The 16183-nt window shown below is 46.0% G+C and carries 17 protein-coding genes; 5 read left to right on the top strand and 12 right to left on the bottom strand.

From position 1 onward, the window contains the following. Window positions 1–3: 3 nt before the first annotated feature. Together MKY42_RS02685 and MKY42_RS02680 are read right to left on the bottom strand one after the other, a co-directional pair. Window positions 4–630 (bottom strand): nitroreductase family protein, encoded by a 627-nt coding sequence (locus MKY42_RS02685; RefSeq protein ID WP_063566195.1) that lies wholly within the window; start codon window positions 628–630, stop codon window positions 4–6. A gap of 248 nt (window positions 631–878) precedes the next feature. Beyond that, entirely contained in the window at window positions 879–1343 is a 465-nt protein-coding gene (locus MKY42_RS02680) for an Rrf2 family transcriptional regulator (RefSeq protein WP_339848373.1), read from the bottom strand. Between the two features lie 434 nt (window positions 1344–1777). On the opposite strand from MKY42_RS02680, the gene MKY42_RS02675 reads away from it, so the two are divergent. Together MKY42_RS02675 and MKY42_RS02670 are read left to right on the top strand one after the other, a co-directional pair. After that, complete coding sequence (locus MKY42_RS02675; protein ID WP_339852677.1) at window positions 1778–2503, top strand: MBL fold metallo-hydrolase; 726 nt, start codon at window positions 1778–1780, stop codon at window positions 2501–2503. Next, window positions 2500–3072: a TetR-like C-terminal domain-containing protein gene (locus MKY42_RS02670; protein ID WP_339848372.1), complete on the top strand. Its 573-nt coding sequence runs from the start codon at window positions 2500–2502 to the stop codon at window positions 3070–3072. The genes MKY42_RS02675 and MKY42_RS02670 overlap by 4 nt, the downstream gene beginning before the upstream one ends. 88 nt (window positions 3073–3160) lie before the next feature. Here MKY42_RS02670 and MKY42_RS02665 read toward each other — a convergent pair whose 3' ends face one another. Beyond that, entirely contained in the window at window positions 3161–4291 is a 1131-nt protein-coding gene (locus MKY42_RS02665) for a hypothetical protein (protein ID WP_339848370.1), read from the bottom strand. Between the two features lie 461 nt (window positions 4292–4752). Here MKY42_RS02665 and MKY42_RS02660 point away from each other — a divergent pair, with 461 nt between their 5' ends. Beyond that, window positions 4753–5238, top strand: coding sequence for a cytochrome c biogenesis protein CcdC (locus MKY42_RS02660; RefSeq protein ID WP_181458474.1), 486 nt, complete (start codon window positions 4753–4755; stop codon window positions 5236–5238). A 238-nt stretch (window positions 5239–5476) separates the two neighbouring features. Here the strand turns inward: MKY42_RS02660 and MKY42_RS02655 are convergent, their stop codons facing one another. The 9 genes from MKY42_RS02655 to MKY42_RS02615 all read right to left on the bottom strand — a co-directional run bounded on the left by MKY42_RS02655 (window position 5477) and on the right by MKY42_RS02615 (window position 12819). Next, the gene (locus tag MKY42_RS02655; protein WP_109999220.1) at window positions 5477–6133 is read right to left on the bottom strand and encodes a response regulator transcription factor; all 657 of its coding nucleotides are present in this window, start codon (window positions 6131–6133) and stop codon (window positions 5477–5479) included. A 42-nt stretch (window positions 6134–6175) separates the two neighbouring features. Further along, complete coding sequence (locus MKY42_RS02650) at window positions 6176–7912, bottom strand: ATP-binding protein (protein ID WP_339848365.1); 1737 nt, start codon at window positions 7910–7912, stop codon at window positions 6176–6178. After that, complete coding sequence (locus MKY42_RS02645; protein WP_339848363.1) at window positions 7905–8477, bottom strand: hypothetical protein; 573 nt, start codon at window positions 8475–8477, stop codon at window positions 7905–7907. The genes MKY42_RS02650 and MKY42_RS02645 overlap by 8 nt, the downstream gene beginning before the upstream one ends. Before the next feature lie 32 nt (window positions 8478–8509). Beyond that, on the bottom strand, window positions 8510–8692 hold the full coding sequence (gene comX, locus MKY42_RS02640; protein ID WP_109999222.1) for a competence pheromone ComX: 183 nt from the start codon (window positions 8690–8692) through the stop codon (window positions 8510–8512). Window positions 8693–8939: 247 nt separating this feature from the next. Then, window positions 8940–9857, bottom strand: coding sequence for a polyprenyl synthetase family protein (locus MKY42_RS02635; protein ID WP_109999223.1), 918 nt, complete (start codon window positions 9855–9857; stop codon window positions 8940–8942). Between the two features lie 157 nt (window positions 9858–10014). Further along, window positions 10015–11109: a site-2 protease family protein gene (locus MKY42_RS02630; RefSeq protein ID WP_109999224.1), complete on the bottom strand. Its 1095-nt coding sequence runs from the start codon at window positions 11107–11109 to the stop codon at window positions 10015–10017. Window positions 11110–11120: 11 nt separating this feature from the next. After that, window positions 11121–11303, bottom strand: a complete 183-nt coding sequence (locus MKY42_RS02625) for a hypothetical protein (protein ID WP_111620153.1) — start codon at window positions 11301–11303, stop codon at window positions 11121–11123. Beyond that, window positions 11300–11959 (bottom strand): S8 family serine peptidase, encoded by a 660-nt coding sequence (locus MKY42_RS02620; RefSeq protein WP_339848359.1) that lies wholly within the window; start codon window positions 11957–11959, stop codon window positions 11300–11302. The genes MKY42_RS02625 and MKY42_RS02620 overlap by 4 nt, the downstream gene beginning before the upstream one ends. Window positions 11960–11973: 14 nt before the next feature. Then, entirely contained in the window at window positions 11974–12819 is an 846-nt protein-coding gene (locus MKY42_RS02615) for a S8 family serine peptidase (protein WP_339848357.1), read from the bottom strand. 279 nt (window positions 12820–13098) lie between these two features. On the opposite strand from MKY42_RS02615, the gene MKY42_RS02610 reads away from it, so the two are divergent. Further along, window positions 13099–13569 carry a hypothetical protein gene (locus MKY42_RS02610; protein ID WP_339848356.1) on the top strand — a complete coding sequence of 157 codons (471 nt, stop codon included), beginning with the start codon at window positions 13099–13101 and terminating at the stop codon, window positions 13567–13569. After that, on the top strand, window positions 13563–16142 hold the full coding sequence (locus MKY42_RS02605; protein WP_339848355.1) for a type 2 lanthipeptide synthetase LanM family protein: 2580 nt from the start codon (window positions 13563–13565) through the stop codon (window positions 16140–16142). The genes MKY42_RS02610 and MKY42_RS02605 overlap by 7 nt, the downstream gene beginning before the upstream one ends. Window positions 16143–16183 lie beyond the last annotated feature (41 nt).

Raw genomic sequence — 16183 nt, 5'->3', positions numbered from 1 at the left:
GTCTTAGAAAGAACCTTTAACAACAACTTCAGACAGCGGGAAACGACCTGCCGGACGAGCTGGAACTGCAGCTTTACCTACAGTGATCAACAACGTTGGCAAATAACGCGCAGGGATGTTGAATGTTTCGATCAATTGTTGCGGGTTGTAACCACCCATTGGGCAAGTATCATATCCCAGGGAACGTGCAGCAAGCATAATGTTCTGTGAAGCAAAAGATGCATTGCGGATTGCTTCATCACGGGCGATTTGCGGATTTTGGTAAGCACCATTGATCTGTCCAACCAATGCGTCACGAACTTCAGCCGGGATCGCACCTGCTTCAACAGCCTGATCATAAATCACGGCGTTGCGGTTTGCTTCCAGATCTCCGAGTACAGCAATCGTAACGGAGCTGTCTGTGATTTGACTTTGGCCGTAAGCGATTGGCAGCAACTTGGCTTTGTCTGCTTCGGATTCAATCACGAGGAATTTCCAGTGCTGCAGGTTCCATGAAGACGGTGCTTCGGAAGCGGCTGTCAGGATAGCGTTCAGATCTGCTTCAGGCATAACAAAACCACTTTCGTACTTTTTGACAGCGTGACGTTCGTTAATCACGCGAAGTGTTTCATTGTTTTCAATGCTGGACATGCGTTCCACTCCCCAAGTTCTTTTTTATTTTTTTACGTTCGCAAGGCCAAACTCTACCGAGTACTCACCTTCCGAAAATAACATCAGCGCAGACGATCGCTTCCATCTGTGTTCACGTTATGCCCGGAATCGCCTGAAACATCAACGGATCTTACAACCGGAGCAAACGCCCTTATATAGCCTGTCCACCATGCCTGACAGCAGCAGTCCAAGGCCAGATCATGAAGAACGGTTAACGATTCAATCTGTCAGGATCTTTCCTTCATGGACAAGGGTTCCATAGCCAAGGAACATTCTTCCCCATTACCGATACGATGCTTCACATCCTCAATGGATATACGGTCAAAATAAGCGCTCAGTGCTTCTTCGCCTCCATCGTAGATACTTCCCATCACACTTTGCATATTGGAAGAAACAACGCATGTTGAACCGGACTCTCCCGAGCACCAGCTGGGACCAAGTGATCCACCTGCCACCAGTCTGTACAGTTCTCCAAGCTTGATTTGTTCACTCGGACGGCTGAGCAGATATCCACCATGGGCACCTTCCTTGGTGGTCAGGTATCCATGCTTCCGCAGCACACTAAGCACCTTGCGTACTCTGGCTGGATGCGTACCCACACTTTGAGACAAGTCTTCACTATTGGCCATACACTCATCCTTCATGGACAGAAAGACCAGACAGTGCACAGCAATGGTAAATTCACTGTTCATTACTTACTCCCTTCCCGGCATACCGTTCACCGATGAAAATTCAATCCAAGGTAAGTATAACTGTTATTATAGGAATAACAGTTATGTTTGTCAACACTCTTCACCCGGTGGTGAAAACCTGTTATCTCCTGTCATACCAGTATATACAGGCCCTTCATAGGCTAAGTAAAACGTTGGAGTTCTATCCGTTGTTTAAGGGAAAAGAACAAAAAAAGTGAGCCGATCGCTTGGCGAACGGCTCCAATAAGATAGACATATGAAAGGGCTTACGAGATTATTATAATCGGTTATTCCTATTTTGAAAACGCTTTTTTTGTAAAGTGTTTGGGGATTTTGAAATATCCTATTTTTTAAGCATATTCACATAGGGTATTGCAAAAACTAATTACATTAGTTATATTACTAATAACATTAGTTTTAAGGAGGATTTAATGATGCGAATTACACGTGAGCATGATGTTGTCCAAGTTTCATTCCTCCCACGCCTCTTCCCTGTGAACGTATATCTTGTTGAAGAAGATGATGGGTTTACTCTTATTGATGCCGGAATGCCATTCAGTCTCAAGGGGATTCTGGCTACTGCACAATCTCTGGGCAAACCAATTACCAGAATTATTCTGACTCACGCCCATGGCGACCATGTTGGTGCACTGGATGGTCTGAAGGATGCGCTGCCTAAAGCCGAGGTCTGCATCTCCAGAAGAGATGCCTCGCTGCTGGCCGGCGACGCTTCCCTGCTTCCCGGCGAGCCGCAGACTCCGGTACGCGGCAGTGTCCCCAAAGCGATCCGCACCCGCCCGGACCGCTTGCTCGATGATGGCGACCGAATCGGATCCCTGGTCGCCATTGCCACCCCAGGCCATACGCCGGGCCATATGGCCTTCATGGATACGCGCAGCCGCGTGCTCATCGCTGGCGACGCGTATCAGCTGCACGGTGGCCTCGCCGTATCCGGCCACCTGCGCCCGCTCTTTCCGTTCCCCGCGCTGGCGACGTGGAACTGTGAACTTGCTCTTGCCAGCGCCAAGCGCCTGGCTGAGCTGGAGCCGTCCGTGCTCGCTGTAGGGCACGGACGAATGCTGCGTCAGCCCGCCGCGGCCATGCGCGCAGCTACGGCAGACGCGGAGCAGCGGCTGCGCCCTGCCGGGGGGCATCTGTGAGCCCCCGTCAAGGGCTGGATCGCGGCGCTCTGTTAAGCGCCGCCACCCAGCTTGCCGACAGCGACGGATTCCATTCGCTAACACTGGCCGCTCTGGCCCAGCGGCTGGATGTGCGCTCTCCGTCGCTCTACAACCACATCAACGGTCTTCCCGGGCTTCGCCAGGAATTGGCGTTGATGTCCGCACAGCAGCTCAGGCGTGCATTAACTGAGGCTTCGGCCGGCCGTTCGGGCGACGAAGCCATTCAGGAGGTCGCTGCTGCATATATCGGCTTCGTCCACAAGCATCCAGGGCTGTATGAAGCCTTCTTCCATGCCCCGGACCGGCAGGAACCGCAGCTCGTAGTCGAGAGTACAGCTGCCCTGGATCTGATGCTCCGCCTGTTGCAGCCCTATTCGCTAAGTGAAGCGGAAGCGCTCCATGCCGTTCGCGGTTTACGCAGTCTTTGCCACGGCTTCGCCTCCATCGGTGAAAAAGGAGGCTTCGGCATGAACTTTGACCCGGATGAGAGCCTGCAGCTGACCGTGACTGCTTTCCTGGATGGGTTGCGACACCTTCATAAAGCCTGATGATCTCGATGCCCAATGGAAGAGGGCTGCAGATGATCTGCAGCCCTCTTTATGTATCCTACCGTTCGTTACCGAAAGAACGGTTTTTCTATTGCCAGGGTGCTTGCCCTGTCTGGACTTCCTGCAAAATCTTCTTCATCACGGGTACGTATACTTTCCAGTAAAACCGATCCGGAACGCCCTTTTGATCCGGCGTAAGCTTCGTTTTTACGACATCCCATCCCTTGATACGGCGCCAGAACGAATAATGCTCCAGCTCTCCGAAGGATCCCGCCATATAATACGTCCGATTATAGCCCTCATACCGGATAAGAGCAGCAAATTCCCCTGGAATACCTGCGTCCATCAGTTTCTGCTGTCCATTCTGCGTTAGATCCGTCTTATACCAGGCCAGAACCGTAGCCTGTTGTTCAGGCACAATGATGTCGAACCATTCGCTGTAATGGATGTCTCGGGTAATTCCACTCCATTCCCCACCTTCCTGTGTGAAGGCGAATTTTATGTCACCGGTCTTTACATCCCGGCCTTGCTTCAGTACAATCACCCGTCCATCCTTATGAACCAGTACAATGCCTGCTCCATGATAAGGCCACTGCCTTTTCTCCTTAAGCTCGTAGTTCATTCTTAACCGCTGAGGCACTTCATCCAGGCTCTGCAGATCCGATACCGATCTCCCTTGCCATCCGCTGCTTTTCATGCCCAGAATCGGATACAATTGCTCTCTTGTCATGTCCGAAACAGCATTCGACAAGGCGCTAAACTCAGCGACAATCGTTACGCCTTTGGTCGCGGCTTCACGAATTTTGTGCGCATCATATATCGTAAGACCTTCATAGGTTTTGCCTTGTATACGTTCATTCGTTTCTGTAGATGAAAGATGATGATTCGCCGTCAGATAGATCAGGTCCGTGTCGGTCACCTCATCCGGCAATTTCCGCTCAATACGGGAGATCCCGTTCTGTATATCATACCCGTAGTAATCTTCTTCATAATTATAATGTTCCCCTGTCTGCTGAACAATCTTCTGCTGATTCAAAATCCATACCAGTCCTTTATGTCCCACATAGGACAAGTCCGGTTTACTTTTGTCGACAATCATGATGTTAAGCGGTGTTGGTGCCTGTGATTGCCACATAATCCAGGGGATAACCAGGACCACTGATACCACAGTCAGAGAAGCCAATGTCCATACCGTGAGTGGCCTGTGATTTCTATTCATGAAGCGTATTCCTCCTTGCTCTGTTCCAAGGTATTCCTATGATCAGCATATTACTCCTTTCCGTTCTTACTGTCCTTCCTCCTGTAGCCCATCCACCCATAGATTGAATCGGGAATGTATATAATACGTCCACGCTCTTTCATCTGTTTCATATGTTTGTGCAGTCGCCTGACAAGCTCTATATGACCCACTTGGTTATCTGTCTAGTCACCGTCGATTTTTATGACCCTACATGTTCGTTCATTTCCTGATTTCCCCTTATTCGAATAAACGGCTTCACATTGGGTACAATAATACAAATTTTTCAAATGAACCCTCTATATACAATCCGGGTAAATGATACACTAAGCATTCTATCGGCTTTCTTCGTTTGTGATATAATAGAAACAGAAAATTCCGGTAATTCGCATCATGTTCCGGATGTCCGGATAACATATTATTCCAGAAAGAGGGAGTTCTACGTGGCTCAAATCAGTCCGTTTTACCTTCAGATCGGTGCAACTGTGGGTATGCTCGTCATGGCCCTGCTTGCCATTTTTATTCGAATGAAAGCTAGCCATCGTCCGGTAACCATTCGCAAAATACTTATTCCCCCGCTGGGAATGAGCACGGGTTTTCTCATGTTTGTTGTACCCCAGACACATGTCCCGCTTCTATGGGCACTCATTGCGCTGTTGGTGGGCTGGTTTATATTCTCGTATCCACTCATTCGCAGTACTCGCTTTGAACGAGTTAACGGTGAAATTTTTGCCACACGTTCACGAAGCTTCGCGTTCATTCTGCTTGGATTGCTGGCTATACGTCTCATCCTGCATGAAGTCATTCAGCGTTATGTGAGCATCCCTCAAACGGGTGGCTTGTTCTTCCTTCTGGCCTTCGGTATGATCGTGCGCTGGCGGGTATATATGTACAAGCACTATAAGGAAGTTGCTGGGGCACAATCCTGAATCGGACTCCAACAGAAAAAAAACACGTTCCATGCATTCGCATAATGAAGTGCTTCCTGTCAAGTGAATAATCTAAAAAACAAAAAATCATTTTATTAGGTACCTCAGCTCGTGTTAACGAAGCTGAGGTATCTTTGGTACTCTTGAGTTATGTCGCCACCGCAAATTCAACTCATCTGCTCCTGTTCCTCTCTTCCGTAGGACAGACGATTTTCTTGGGAAGGATTCCCTCTTTACCTCATAAAATCGAATCGTTGCGCAAAAGCCCAATGCGCATCGCTTCTGTTATCGCTTCGGAACGGGAGCGCACCCCTAGCTTCTCGAAAACGCGGGTCAGACTGTACTCAACTGTACGTTGACTCATGAGTAGCTTTGCAGCAATTTCTTTGTTACTATGGCCACTTGCAACCTCCTGCAAAATCTCTTGTTCCCGCTCAGTGATGGATACCTTATTCAGGGTCTGATCTTTACGCGCACTCAGATGAATCTCACTTCGACGCAATTGACGCAGCAAATGAACCGGAATAACAGCTTCCTCACGCATCGCACAGCGAATTGCAGTCAGAAGTTGCTCACGGGTTGCTGTCTTACTCACAAAACCTGTCACGCCTGAGTCAATAAGGATGTTAAAGTTTGGACTGATGTCATAACCGGTATAGATCAATATTCGATTATCTGGATCGATCGAGATTACACGTTTAGTCAGCTCCAATCCACTGATCCCAGGCATATTCAGATCAAAAAGTAATAGGTCAAAGCTCTCAATTTGCAATCGCTCCAAAGCCTCCATAGGAAGTGTCAGCGTCGTCACCTGAATTTCCGGGTCTTGCTCCAGCAGAAGCTTTGTTCCTTCTACTACTGATGGGTGATCATCAACCAGCAATATACGAATCATTGGATTTTCTCCTTTCTACATTCACTTTATCCTTCATCTACTCTAGCTACGGATCGGCAACCGGATAACGGCAAATAGTCCTTTCCCAAGCTGCGAGTGCCAATCAAAGCTTCCCTCAAAGCTGCGGACTCGCTCCTTTATTCCAGATATGCCCATATGACTAAATGAGTCCTCTGCGACTGACCATTCCATACCTACGCCATTGTCACTATATGTGTAATGTAAGATCCCCTCCTCCAATCGTATGGCAATCTCAACTCTCGAAGCTCGCGCATGCTTAGCAGCATTTCGAAGCAGTTCCTGAGTGATTCTATAAATTGCTAGTGTCTGTTCATCACCAAGCAGTCCATCAATGGATTCTGTAGAGAAATTCACCACATAATCCGTCCTTGTCTGCGCTTCAACAAATAGCTGCTCCAAAGCTTGAGTAAGTCCCATTTCCATTAAAAGCGGCGGGCGTAACTCATTACAAGTTTCACGGATCTGATGAATAACATCAAGCAACCCTTCCCTAATCTGCTCCAGTTCAGCACGTAGACCATCAGACATCTTTTCATCAATAATAGTTGTCTCTAACCGCCGAAGCCAGATGATCTGATCCTGCAAGGCTGAGTCATGCAAATCTGAAGCCAAGCGCCGCCGCTCATTTTCAGATAAGTTAAAGATTAACCGAAGCACCCAGGATGGAGCATGACTGTGCTTTTGTATTTCCGTCTCTAGATCTACGATTATCTCTTCAATTAAGTAAAGATTTTCATATACAATAGCGCTATAATTGGCTAACGTACTAAGCCAATTACGTTCGTCAGGGTTAAATCGTGTATGATTTGCTTTGTCGTCAACCCAGAGTATATATAAGGAATCCTGACGCTTTCCAATAACGAGGCAAATGCCACGAGACATGGTCAACAGACTTCCGGGAGCGAGTAGATTCATTTTTTTTCGCAACACACTTGCCATCTCAGCACGCTCTGTCATCCTCAGTTTATCGATCATCACTTCGGTTTGATGTATATCCAAATCGAAGAAAGCCATATCTAACACAGGAAGCGAAGAATTTATTTCCTGCTCCAGTACTTTCTCAAGGTCAGAGCATTTCATGACACGAGATACCTTGTGAGAGAATCGTTCAAAACTGTCACTTATATCCAGACGACCATTCAATTTGTTCTTCACTCGACGATCCATAGATTCCTTGACAAACAGAGTAATTACCAGAAGAAAATAAAACAAGAGAAACATACGGATGCCCTCAATCCCGTTCTGCCCTCCACTGCGAGCTACCCACATCCCAAGTATAGCCATCAACGCAGAAGGTACTATGGCAAGTAACGCATGATAAATAAAGCGGTTAACTATAAAATCAACATCAAACAGCATTCTCGTCATCAGCATGTATAGGTAAATAATCGGTAAGGTCAACAAGAAGGCCGCAGCCACATCATTGGATACAATTGGATAATCGAACAGTGATGGCAAACTGTACAGGCAGACAAATGGGAAAAAGGCTAGTGTATGTGCAATTAACGTCAATTTGAACAACGAGCGCAAATGATCCAAGCGATGTTTGCGATACTGCTGAATTAACTTGGCTACAATCAGAATGTTAGGTATTGCAAAAAATAATATAAGTAATATTGATCCATAAGCGTAAAATTCCACGTCAACAAGTTCACGGATCGACCTCATGACTATGTGGAACACGATACAAATATAAAAAAACATAAGCCAAGGTTTGGATACAAAACATTCTTCAAACTTTCTTAGATAACTATTCATAAAATGAATAAATAGAATGGGCACCATTAGAAAGGATACATAGAAAAAAAGACGTCCAAAGGGTTCGTATCGATCTGTAGTATAGCCTCCTAGATAGGCTAGTACTGTGAATAGAAAGAAGAGTGCCAGAAGAAATGCCGAAGAATCTTTCATTCGGTAGCGCCCCATCACGAGAACGAAAAAAAAGAAAAAGTATAGATGCGCTTAATGGACCTATAATGGAAAGCAGTGATACGTGCAAAGGCAGCTTCTGAATCGTCAGAAGCTGCTCATTTCCATCTGCCCCTAATCTAGTAATCGAATCGGCTCTTTCAATTTTCCCGTAATGTTGAACGGTGAAATTACTTACTGGTGAAGCCCCATCGATGGCAGTCACGATGTCTCCTGGCTTCATATAAGCTTGACCCCACCCCTCATCTCCAACAGAGATCACTTTATAATTTCCTGTTACGTCTTCTTCCTCAACTTCAATATGAACTAAAGGTGTCCCGACAAGGAGAACGATATCATAGATGACAATGACGATGTATATCAAGACTGCGGCTAGCCAATTCCTTTTCCTCAATTCAAAATCCTCCAACCTGTTTTATGTATGATTTAGTCACCCCAGTTTGAAATCTGTAGACTAGTGATGGAGCGACCTTCCGATCGAAAAGTGAAAACATCCAGTAACGCTCGGTGTTCGATTTCTCCCAGTCCTTCGAATAGTAATTGTCCACTTTTCAAACTGTTACATGCATTTTTTTCCTTCATCAACATCTCAATAGCTTCCTTCAACATTCCAGTCAGCCTCCCGTATCGTAGTTTAGTTTGATGAGCATTAAATCCCATTCCTATATATTCTACGCCGGCTGCATACGAGTATGAGATGATCTTCTGATGTATGAAATGCGGGTGTCCGGCTTGTTTTTACTATATCAGTACAACAAGGAACATGAAACGACAACCCACTTTGTAATTCCCGCAAAAGATTTTGCGCTCTGTTGCGTGATCTGCAACTTTACCTGCATTCCTCTTTACACAGGCATCAGGATTCTATTACAGCAGATAAACGTTTCTTGAACCCATCTTGAATGGGCAACTGCTCCACCAACCGGAGATAACGATAATAAGCGATGCGCATATGAACAGAAGCATATGTTAATGCACCGGAATTCTCCAATAACTCTAGTAGCTCGTTTATTCTGTTGCAAACTTGTTTGTACGTTAATCGACCTTCAAAATAATCAATCACCCAGTGGGATTGCCCATTCAGATTCGCGATTAAAGCAAGCACAGGAAGGGTTTTTTTTCGATTCCAAAAGTCGTTCTTCCCTTCCCGATTCATCACATCCAAAATATCATTTTTGATCTGAGCGGCTAAACCCAACTGCTCGGCGTATTCTTCTACTTCCACACGGCTCTCTCCACATGCGAGAACCGTACCTATTTGACAAGCCATCACAATCAAGGATGCTGATTTGTCGACAACTGTTTGTATATATTCACTTTCGCTGCGAATCCGGCTTGTCAAATCCATCATCTGACCGTTTACCGCTTTTATAGCCTGGGTGTTCAAAAGAGCGGCAGCCTTATATTTTCGCGTGGTATCAAAGTCGCTATCCAGCAAGAGATGCTGGGACAAGAATACGAAACCAAGCGCAATATTTAGTACACACTCTTGTGGAATGGAGCTCCAAACGGCAACTGTATTATCACGATCTTGAAGATCATCAATCATGTCTAGCGCGAGCAAAAACAATTCGACAGCAGCGACCGCCCTATAAATCGCTTTGCCTTCACCACCATAGATTTGATAGTGCAAACTTGTCAGATTTCCGATTTTAGTTCCACCTTGCAACTTGTACAAGACACATTCCACTGCTTGATTGCAAAGTACCTCATCTGTGAATTCTTTCTCTATGGCCTGGCACAATATCTGTTCGATCTTCATGTCTTCCACCATCAAACATCCTCCTTATTCTCTTTTTTTCATTTTAAATATTTTTTATATTTTTTCCAATAAGATAGCATATTTATCTTTTTTGGCTCAACTTCCTAAGAATTAACGACAAAAAAACTCCTCTGGCTATATAGCCAGAAGAGTTCCACTTAAAATTTGTTCAGAAGTCTAGCGTTCTCTTTAAACTCTTTAGGCGCTGTTCTTCAAAACCGAGTAATGCACCGTAAGGATGCAACGGGGAATACATACTTTGAATATGACTCAAGTATGAATCCGCGCCTTCATCCGAATAATGGGTGAAGGCCTCCACTTTGAGTGAAGACAGCGGACCTAGTGCCTCCTTTTTGAGCAGAAGATGTAAGAGATTGTCCGCCTCCCTATGTTGACCCACTTCTTTCAGCCGAATGACCTCCTCGGCCAGAATCATAGCTACGGTATTCTGGTGTATGCAGGTTGTCTTTACTTCTCGCCAACATTCGATCAACATTCCGGTCAGCCTAGCGATCAAAGTATCTTCATGATTTCTGTCACTCTGCATCGCTGTATAAAAATATAAAACGTTGAGATTATACAGATCTTTGCTCCAGTTAGTATCATTTCTCGCTGCTACTTCATATAGATACCGCCGAGATTCCTTAAGTAGAAAATCCAGCTTCCTGACGTCCATAGCGCTGGCAGTAATCAACGCAGTCCAGGCGAAGAAAAGATAATAGTTGCGTCTACCGAGCAAGAGAGCATTTGTTCCATCTGTAAATAACGTACCGATCCCGATCGCGGCTGAAAAAAAACCAAACAGTCCCCACAGACTGAGCCAATTGGACGAGAGGTTCAGAGTGAGCAGACCGAGAAGTAGACTAAACGCAGGACCAGCCGAATAGATGACGCGTTGAGATCGTATTGCAAAAGCAAATGTGCGCTCGTCCTCATAAGCAGCGACTTCCGCTTTCATCGCTCCAAAAAAGTAGGCTTGTTTCCATTTCCATTCGAGGTGAAACGGTGAAAATGAAAACAGAAATGGTCCAAATATTAAATGGGTAACTCGGTTTCCCATAAACAGTGCACCGAGGATATGCCCGAATTCATGTAACATAATAGCTATTACCAGTGCAATTGCAATATTGAGCAAGAGGGTAAGCAGCGATACTCCCCCCCACCCTCCTAGTGTTGGTATACCTTCTGTATCCCCCAGCAAAAACGAAGTAGCCAGAGCGAAAACAATCGTCACTCCAACAAAAACCACCAGGTTCTTTTTCAAAACACTTCCTCCTACGCCATGGGGCTGTCTTCCCCCGAATCTCCAAAGATAACGTCCATCTCTTGAGTTCCTTCTAGTATTTCAAACGCACTCATCTCCAGAAAGAGTCTTCCAAGCATATTCATTCTCTCATGAATCAACTGCTCCATATATTTTTCATAGAGAACTTTTCTTGCTTGAGTTTGCCTGTTCATGGGTTCAACCGCATTAGTGCTTCGTATACATTCACACCCCCTACACCAAAGTCTTCATCCGCTCCGTGCTCACCATAATCGTTTGCCGTCTCAAACAACATATCTTTCACCGCAGATGGACTCAATCTGTAACCCCGCTCTTTCGCTTCAGCGATCAGTAGCCCTGCTGAAGCAGCTACCTTGGGAGCAGCCAGGCTGGTGCCTATCATAAATTCATAACCGACTGGTAGACCCACCAGCTTGCTGAGTTCTGACTGCGGAAGATGAGTAGGATATGTCGTCAGACACATGCTCGTTAAGTTCAATTCGCCTTTGGTGAACCACGTACTACCATAATCCCCACCAGGAGATGCAATCATATCGTGCAAACCATAGTTTGAATAAAAAGCCTTTTCATGCTGACGATTGTAGGCAGAAACAGTGATAACATCAGGTAAACCACCAGGTGCATGAACAGCAAGCTCCGAAGCATCCCATTTGAGCGCTTGAGCAAGAATGGAAGGATCACTAATATTAAGCCCATCTGTGCCAGAGGAAGCGACGACAGTCACCCCTTTTAATTGAGCATATGCCAACGCTCGTTCATAAGCGAGCAGCGCTGCTTGGTCATCGGGCTTCAATAAAGACTTGTAAGTCCCTAAACTGAGATTAATCACATCGACGTTATCGTTTACCGCCACTCTACTATGGCCTCAACGACCCAAGAACTATCCGCCTTTCCCGTATCGAATACTTTATAAGGAACCAATCCAAGCCCGGGTCCCACACCAAGCAGCTTTCCATCCGCAGAGATCGTTCCAGCAATCATCGTCCCGTGTCCAAGGTTATCATCAGTGGACTCTATGCCAGGCACAAATGATTTCCCGGTTCCGATAAGGCTATCCTTCAGATCAGGATGAGAAGAATCGATTCCACTATCCACCACAGCGATGACCACATCCCGGCTTCCGCGTTGAATATCATGACTTTTCCAATCATCAGTTACTTCTTTAATGTCCCAGCCCCATTTCTCATATAATAGCTCCTCTGCCCTAACTGTTTCTTCGCCACGATTAGCATTTAATCCTTCGAAATCCATTGTTTTGGAAAATGACTTATCTAATTTCGGGTTATCTCCTATATTTTTAATATCCACCAGATTTTGTTGCACAATCTGCGGAGTGAGCGCGGCAGCAATCATTTCTGAATCGTCCAATTTAAGTTCCAGTTTCGGGTCACTGCCAGTGTACTCCACCGCATCTGTGAATGCTTGTAGAACAGCTAACTCCGCTTCTCTCACGAGTGTGGGGGAAGACCCGCTCAACCGTATTAGCCCTGTTTCTGGCAATATAGTAGCTTGAATATCTTTCCACCCTTCTATAAGAGTAGCTGCTTGCTCTGGAAACATACCTTCCTTGAATAAGACAAGTCTACTATATGAATCCCCTGTTACACTAAGCTCCATGGCCGCAGAGGCATCAGCTACTCCCGTCGCTGCTACGCCTGATATTCCTACTAATCCTGCTGACAAGGCCATAGATAAGGACAAAACGCAAACCTTCAAATTATTAAATTTAGACTGCCAGTGATTTCCGCATTTCGTCCTTTCCTGCTCTGGGCAGCTCGACAATGGGATACCTTTGTGGACGAATGCACAGAAGTACGCTTGATTGCAAAGGTGGAGCGTTTAAGAGAAAAGCTCATGCTCTTTTTCCCCCTCATTCATATAAAGTTGGTAATATAAACCTTTTTAATTGATTAGCTGCATATGGCTGCCACTTTCCACGATGCATCCTCTGTCTGATTCATTCTTGTTATGATGAACTCATCATATGAATCGGGGGGAATTATGATGTCTACTCTAACGACTCAATCGCACGATTCCAAATATAGTGCTCTGAATGCATCAGCTCTCTTTTTTGAAGAGCGGAAAGACTTTTTGGACACATTGGACCAGTCAGAGAATCAAGCAGAAGCACGTAAAACAGCAATAGACCATTGGAGGAATGAGGCTCTACTGCTAGATGATAACCACTATCAAGCTCGCCTGAATGCATTGGGCTTGAATGAAGAAGAGTTTGGGAATCTGCTTCTGCTTTCGTTGAATACCAAAGCACTGAGCACAAATAATTCGGTAGCTAAAGAACAAGTGCGAATCGGACTTAAAGAATGGGAAGAGGCATTGCTTCTGAATCGCTCCATCCCTCTCCAAAGTAGAGCTCCGACCAAGCTACAGCTCAGATCGAATTTTTGTACAATGAGTATCCTATACTCGCCCGTATGTTGATGATCCGAACGATATTTATCGTCAACGCAACATTGGAAGCGATGGAGCGTTTTACCGCAGACCGCCCCAAATTGATCCTGACACTTGGACTGCCCCAAGATTGTGGTCGCTTGCAATCGTTTGTAGCCGGTATGGGCGATGCACACCAGGAGGGTCGTTCCGTCATTCGCATGCAATTGGAAGATGGTACCGAACTGGTCTATAAGCCAAAACCACTCGGAGCCTCGAAACATTTCAGTGATTTTCTTGGTTGGATGAACAGTCAAGGATTCCATCCCGAATTCAAACCAATGCGGGTGCTAGATCAGGGAAACTACGGGTGGGAAGAGTTTATCGTGCAGAGGGGCTGTACGAATTCAAACGAGGTAGAACGCTATTACACTCGGCTTGGTGGCTTGCTCGCCATACTATACAGTATGCGCGGCACTGATTTTCATATGGAAAACGTGATTGCATCCGGCGAACACCCGATACCAATCGACCTGGAAACGGTGTTTCACAATACACCTACACTTCATTTCCCGGATACAGCCGATGTGGAAGCCAAGAAAAAAATCGTCGATTCGGTCATCGGCACAGGGCTGCTCCCACTACTACTGTATCAGAACGAGGAAGGATTCGGAGTCGAAATGAGCGGTATAGGTGGTGGTGAGCAAGTACTTCCATTCCCGGTACTTCAAGTCGAAAACGACGAAACTGACGAGATGCGTTTCGTACGCAAGGCCAAGTCTACCAAGGGATCAGAAAACATCCCTATGCTGAATAATATTCCAACACATGCAGCCAAGTATGTGAATCATATTGTGGAAGGTTTCCGACAAGCATGTTCAATTTTTCGTCGCAATCGGACGCTGCTACTTGACAAGAATAATAGTCCACTCGCACCATTCGCAAACGACACTGTGAGAATTATTTTGAGAGCTACGCAATTCTATGCCAACTTTTTAATGGAATCGGGACATCCGAATTATACACGCGATGCTTTTAAACGCGAACTCCTAATGGACCGTCTCTGGTTTACAGTACTCGATCCACGTGCTATTGCTTCGGAACGACAGGATCTGCTATATGGCGACATTCCCTATTTCACTACGACCCCTTCTTCACTTGATCTGTTCGATAGCCGAGGCCAACGTATTCCTGGATTCTTTGCCTCTTCTAGCTATGATCTAGCTTTAAAGCGTCTACTTTCCTTAGACGATGAAGAAGATCGACAGGTTGACTGGATCATATCTTCCATTCTCGGCTCAGCTGACTGGCGCTCAACAGAAAAGGGATGCTGCAACAAGAATAACATGTTGGTGAACCTTGAAGAAACAGGCGAATCAGATGACCAAGCAGTAGAATCCATTGATCAGAATAATAATTTCCTGGAACAGGCTTCGGAAATAGGGGACTACCTGCTAAAGGAAGCGATCTATAGCACTGGAGGACATGACGCCACATGGGTAGGGGTCGGTATGAACTACAGGGGTCAATGGAACGTAGCAGCGATGAAAGGTGGTCTATATGATGGAGCAGCTGGACCATCTCTTTTTCTAGCACACCTAGGACGTCTCACAGGCCAACGTAAATACAGTGACCTCGCTCAACTTTCTATGCGAACATCCATTGCATCACTGCCTTACAACACTAGCTTCGGTTCGGCATTTTATGGACAGGCTTCTGTGCTTTACAGCATGCTTCAATTGTCCGCATTAGGTTTGAATGAGAAAAACTGGAGTGAGAAAACAGCGCTGATTCTGAATCATCTACGGATGGGCGTGCCATTTGATAATTACTATGACGTGCTGGGTGGGGGTGCAGGTATCATACCAGTGCTATTAGATTTGTACCGTGAGCAAGGAATAGAAGAAGCACTGGACACGGCGATCCTCTATGGTGACCGATTGTTAGAATATGCGATACCTTTAGGAGACGGGCTTGGCTGGCCTTCTCCCTTGAAAAATAAACAACCCTTAGGAGGCTTCGCACATGGCTCGGCTGGCATAGCTTGGTCACTCAATCGACTCGCCAGAATTAATGGCGATCCACGTTATCTGGAAGCAGCCGAAGCTGCATTAAGGTATGACCGCTCGCTATACAATTCGGAGAAAGAAAACTGGACGGATTTGCGGAAATTGGAGGCTTCAGAAGCTCACTCATCTAAGTTCTGGTGCCATGGTTCTGCGGGAATTGGGCTGAGTCGTTTACTCCTGCTCCAAGACAGTGAATCCTTGAATGGATGCACTGCGATGCTGGACGAAATTGAAACCGCCATCCACTCATCGCTGAACGGAGGTATCGGAGCAAGCCACTGCCTGTGTCACGGTGATATGGGCATCCAAGAGCTTCTACTCCAATCCGGGCTGATCCTAGGACGTCAAGAAGATTTGAAAAAAGCTCGACTACTTGCTCAGCATGTGATCCGCGAAAAAAAATTGACTGGTCATTGGCAGACAGGCGTGCCCCGTGCAATAGCCACGCCGGGATTTTTCCTTGGCTATTCAGGGATAGGATACCAGCTTCTACGGACTGTCGATCCAACAGGCGTGCCTTCGGTCTTATCGCTGGCACAGCCTGCACTCTCTTAACATCGCTATCAAATTAAATCCGCCTCAACTAACCGACACTT

Origin of the sequence: Paenibacillus sp. FSL W7-1088, assembly GCF_037969855.1 — a bacterium.
Taxonomy (GTDB): domain Bacteria; phylum Bacillota; class Bacilli; order Paenibacillales; family Paenibacillaceae; genus Paenibacillus.
The sequence above is the reverse complement of the archived record's forward strand: the minus strand, read 5'-3'. Positions and strand labels throughout refer to the sequence as shown.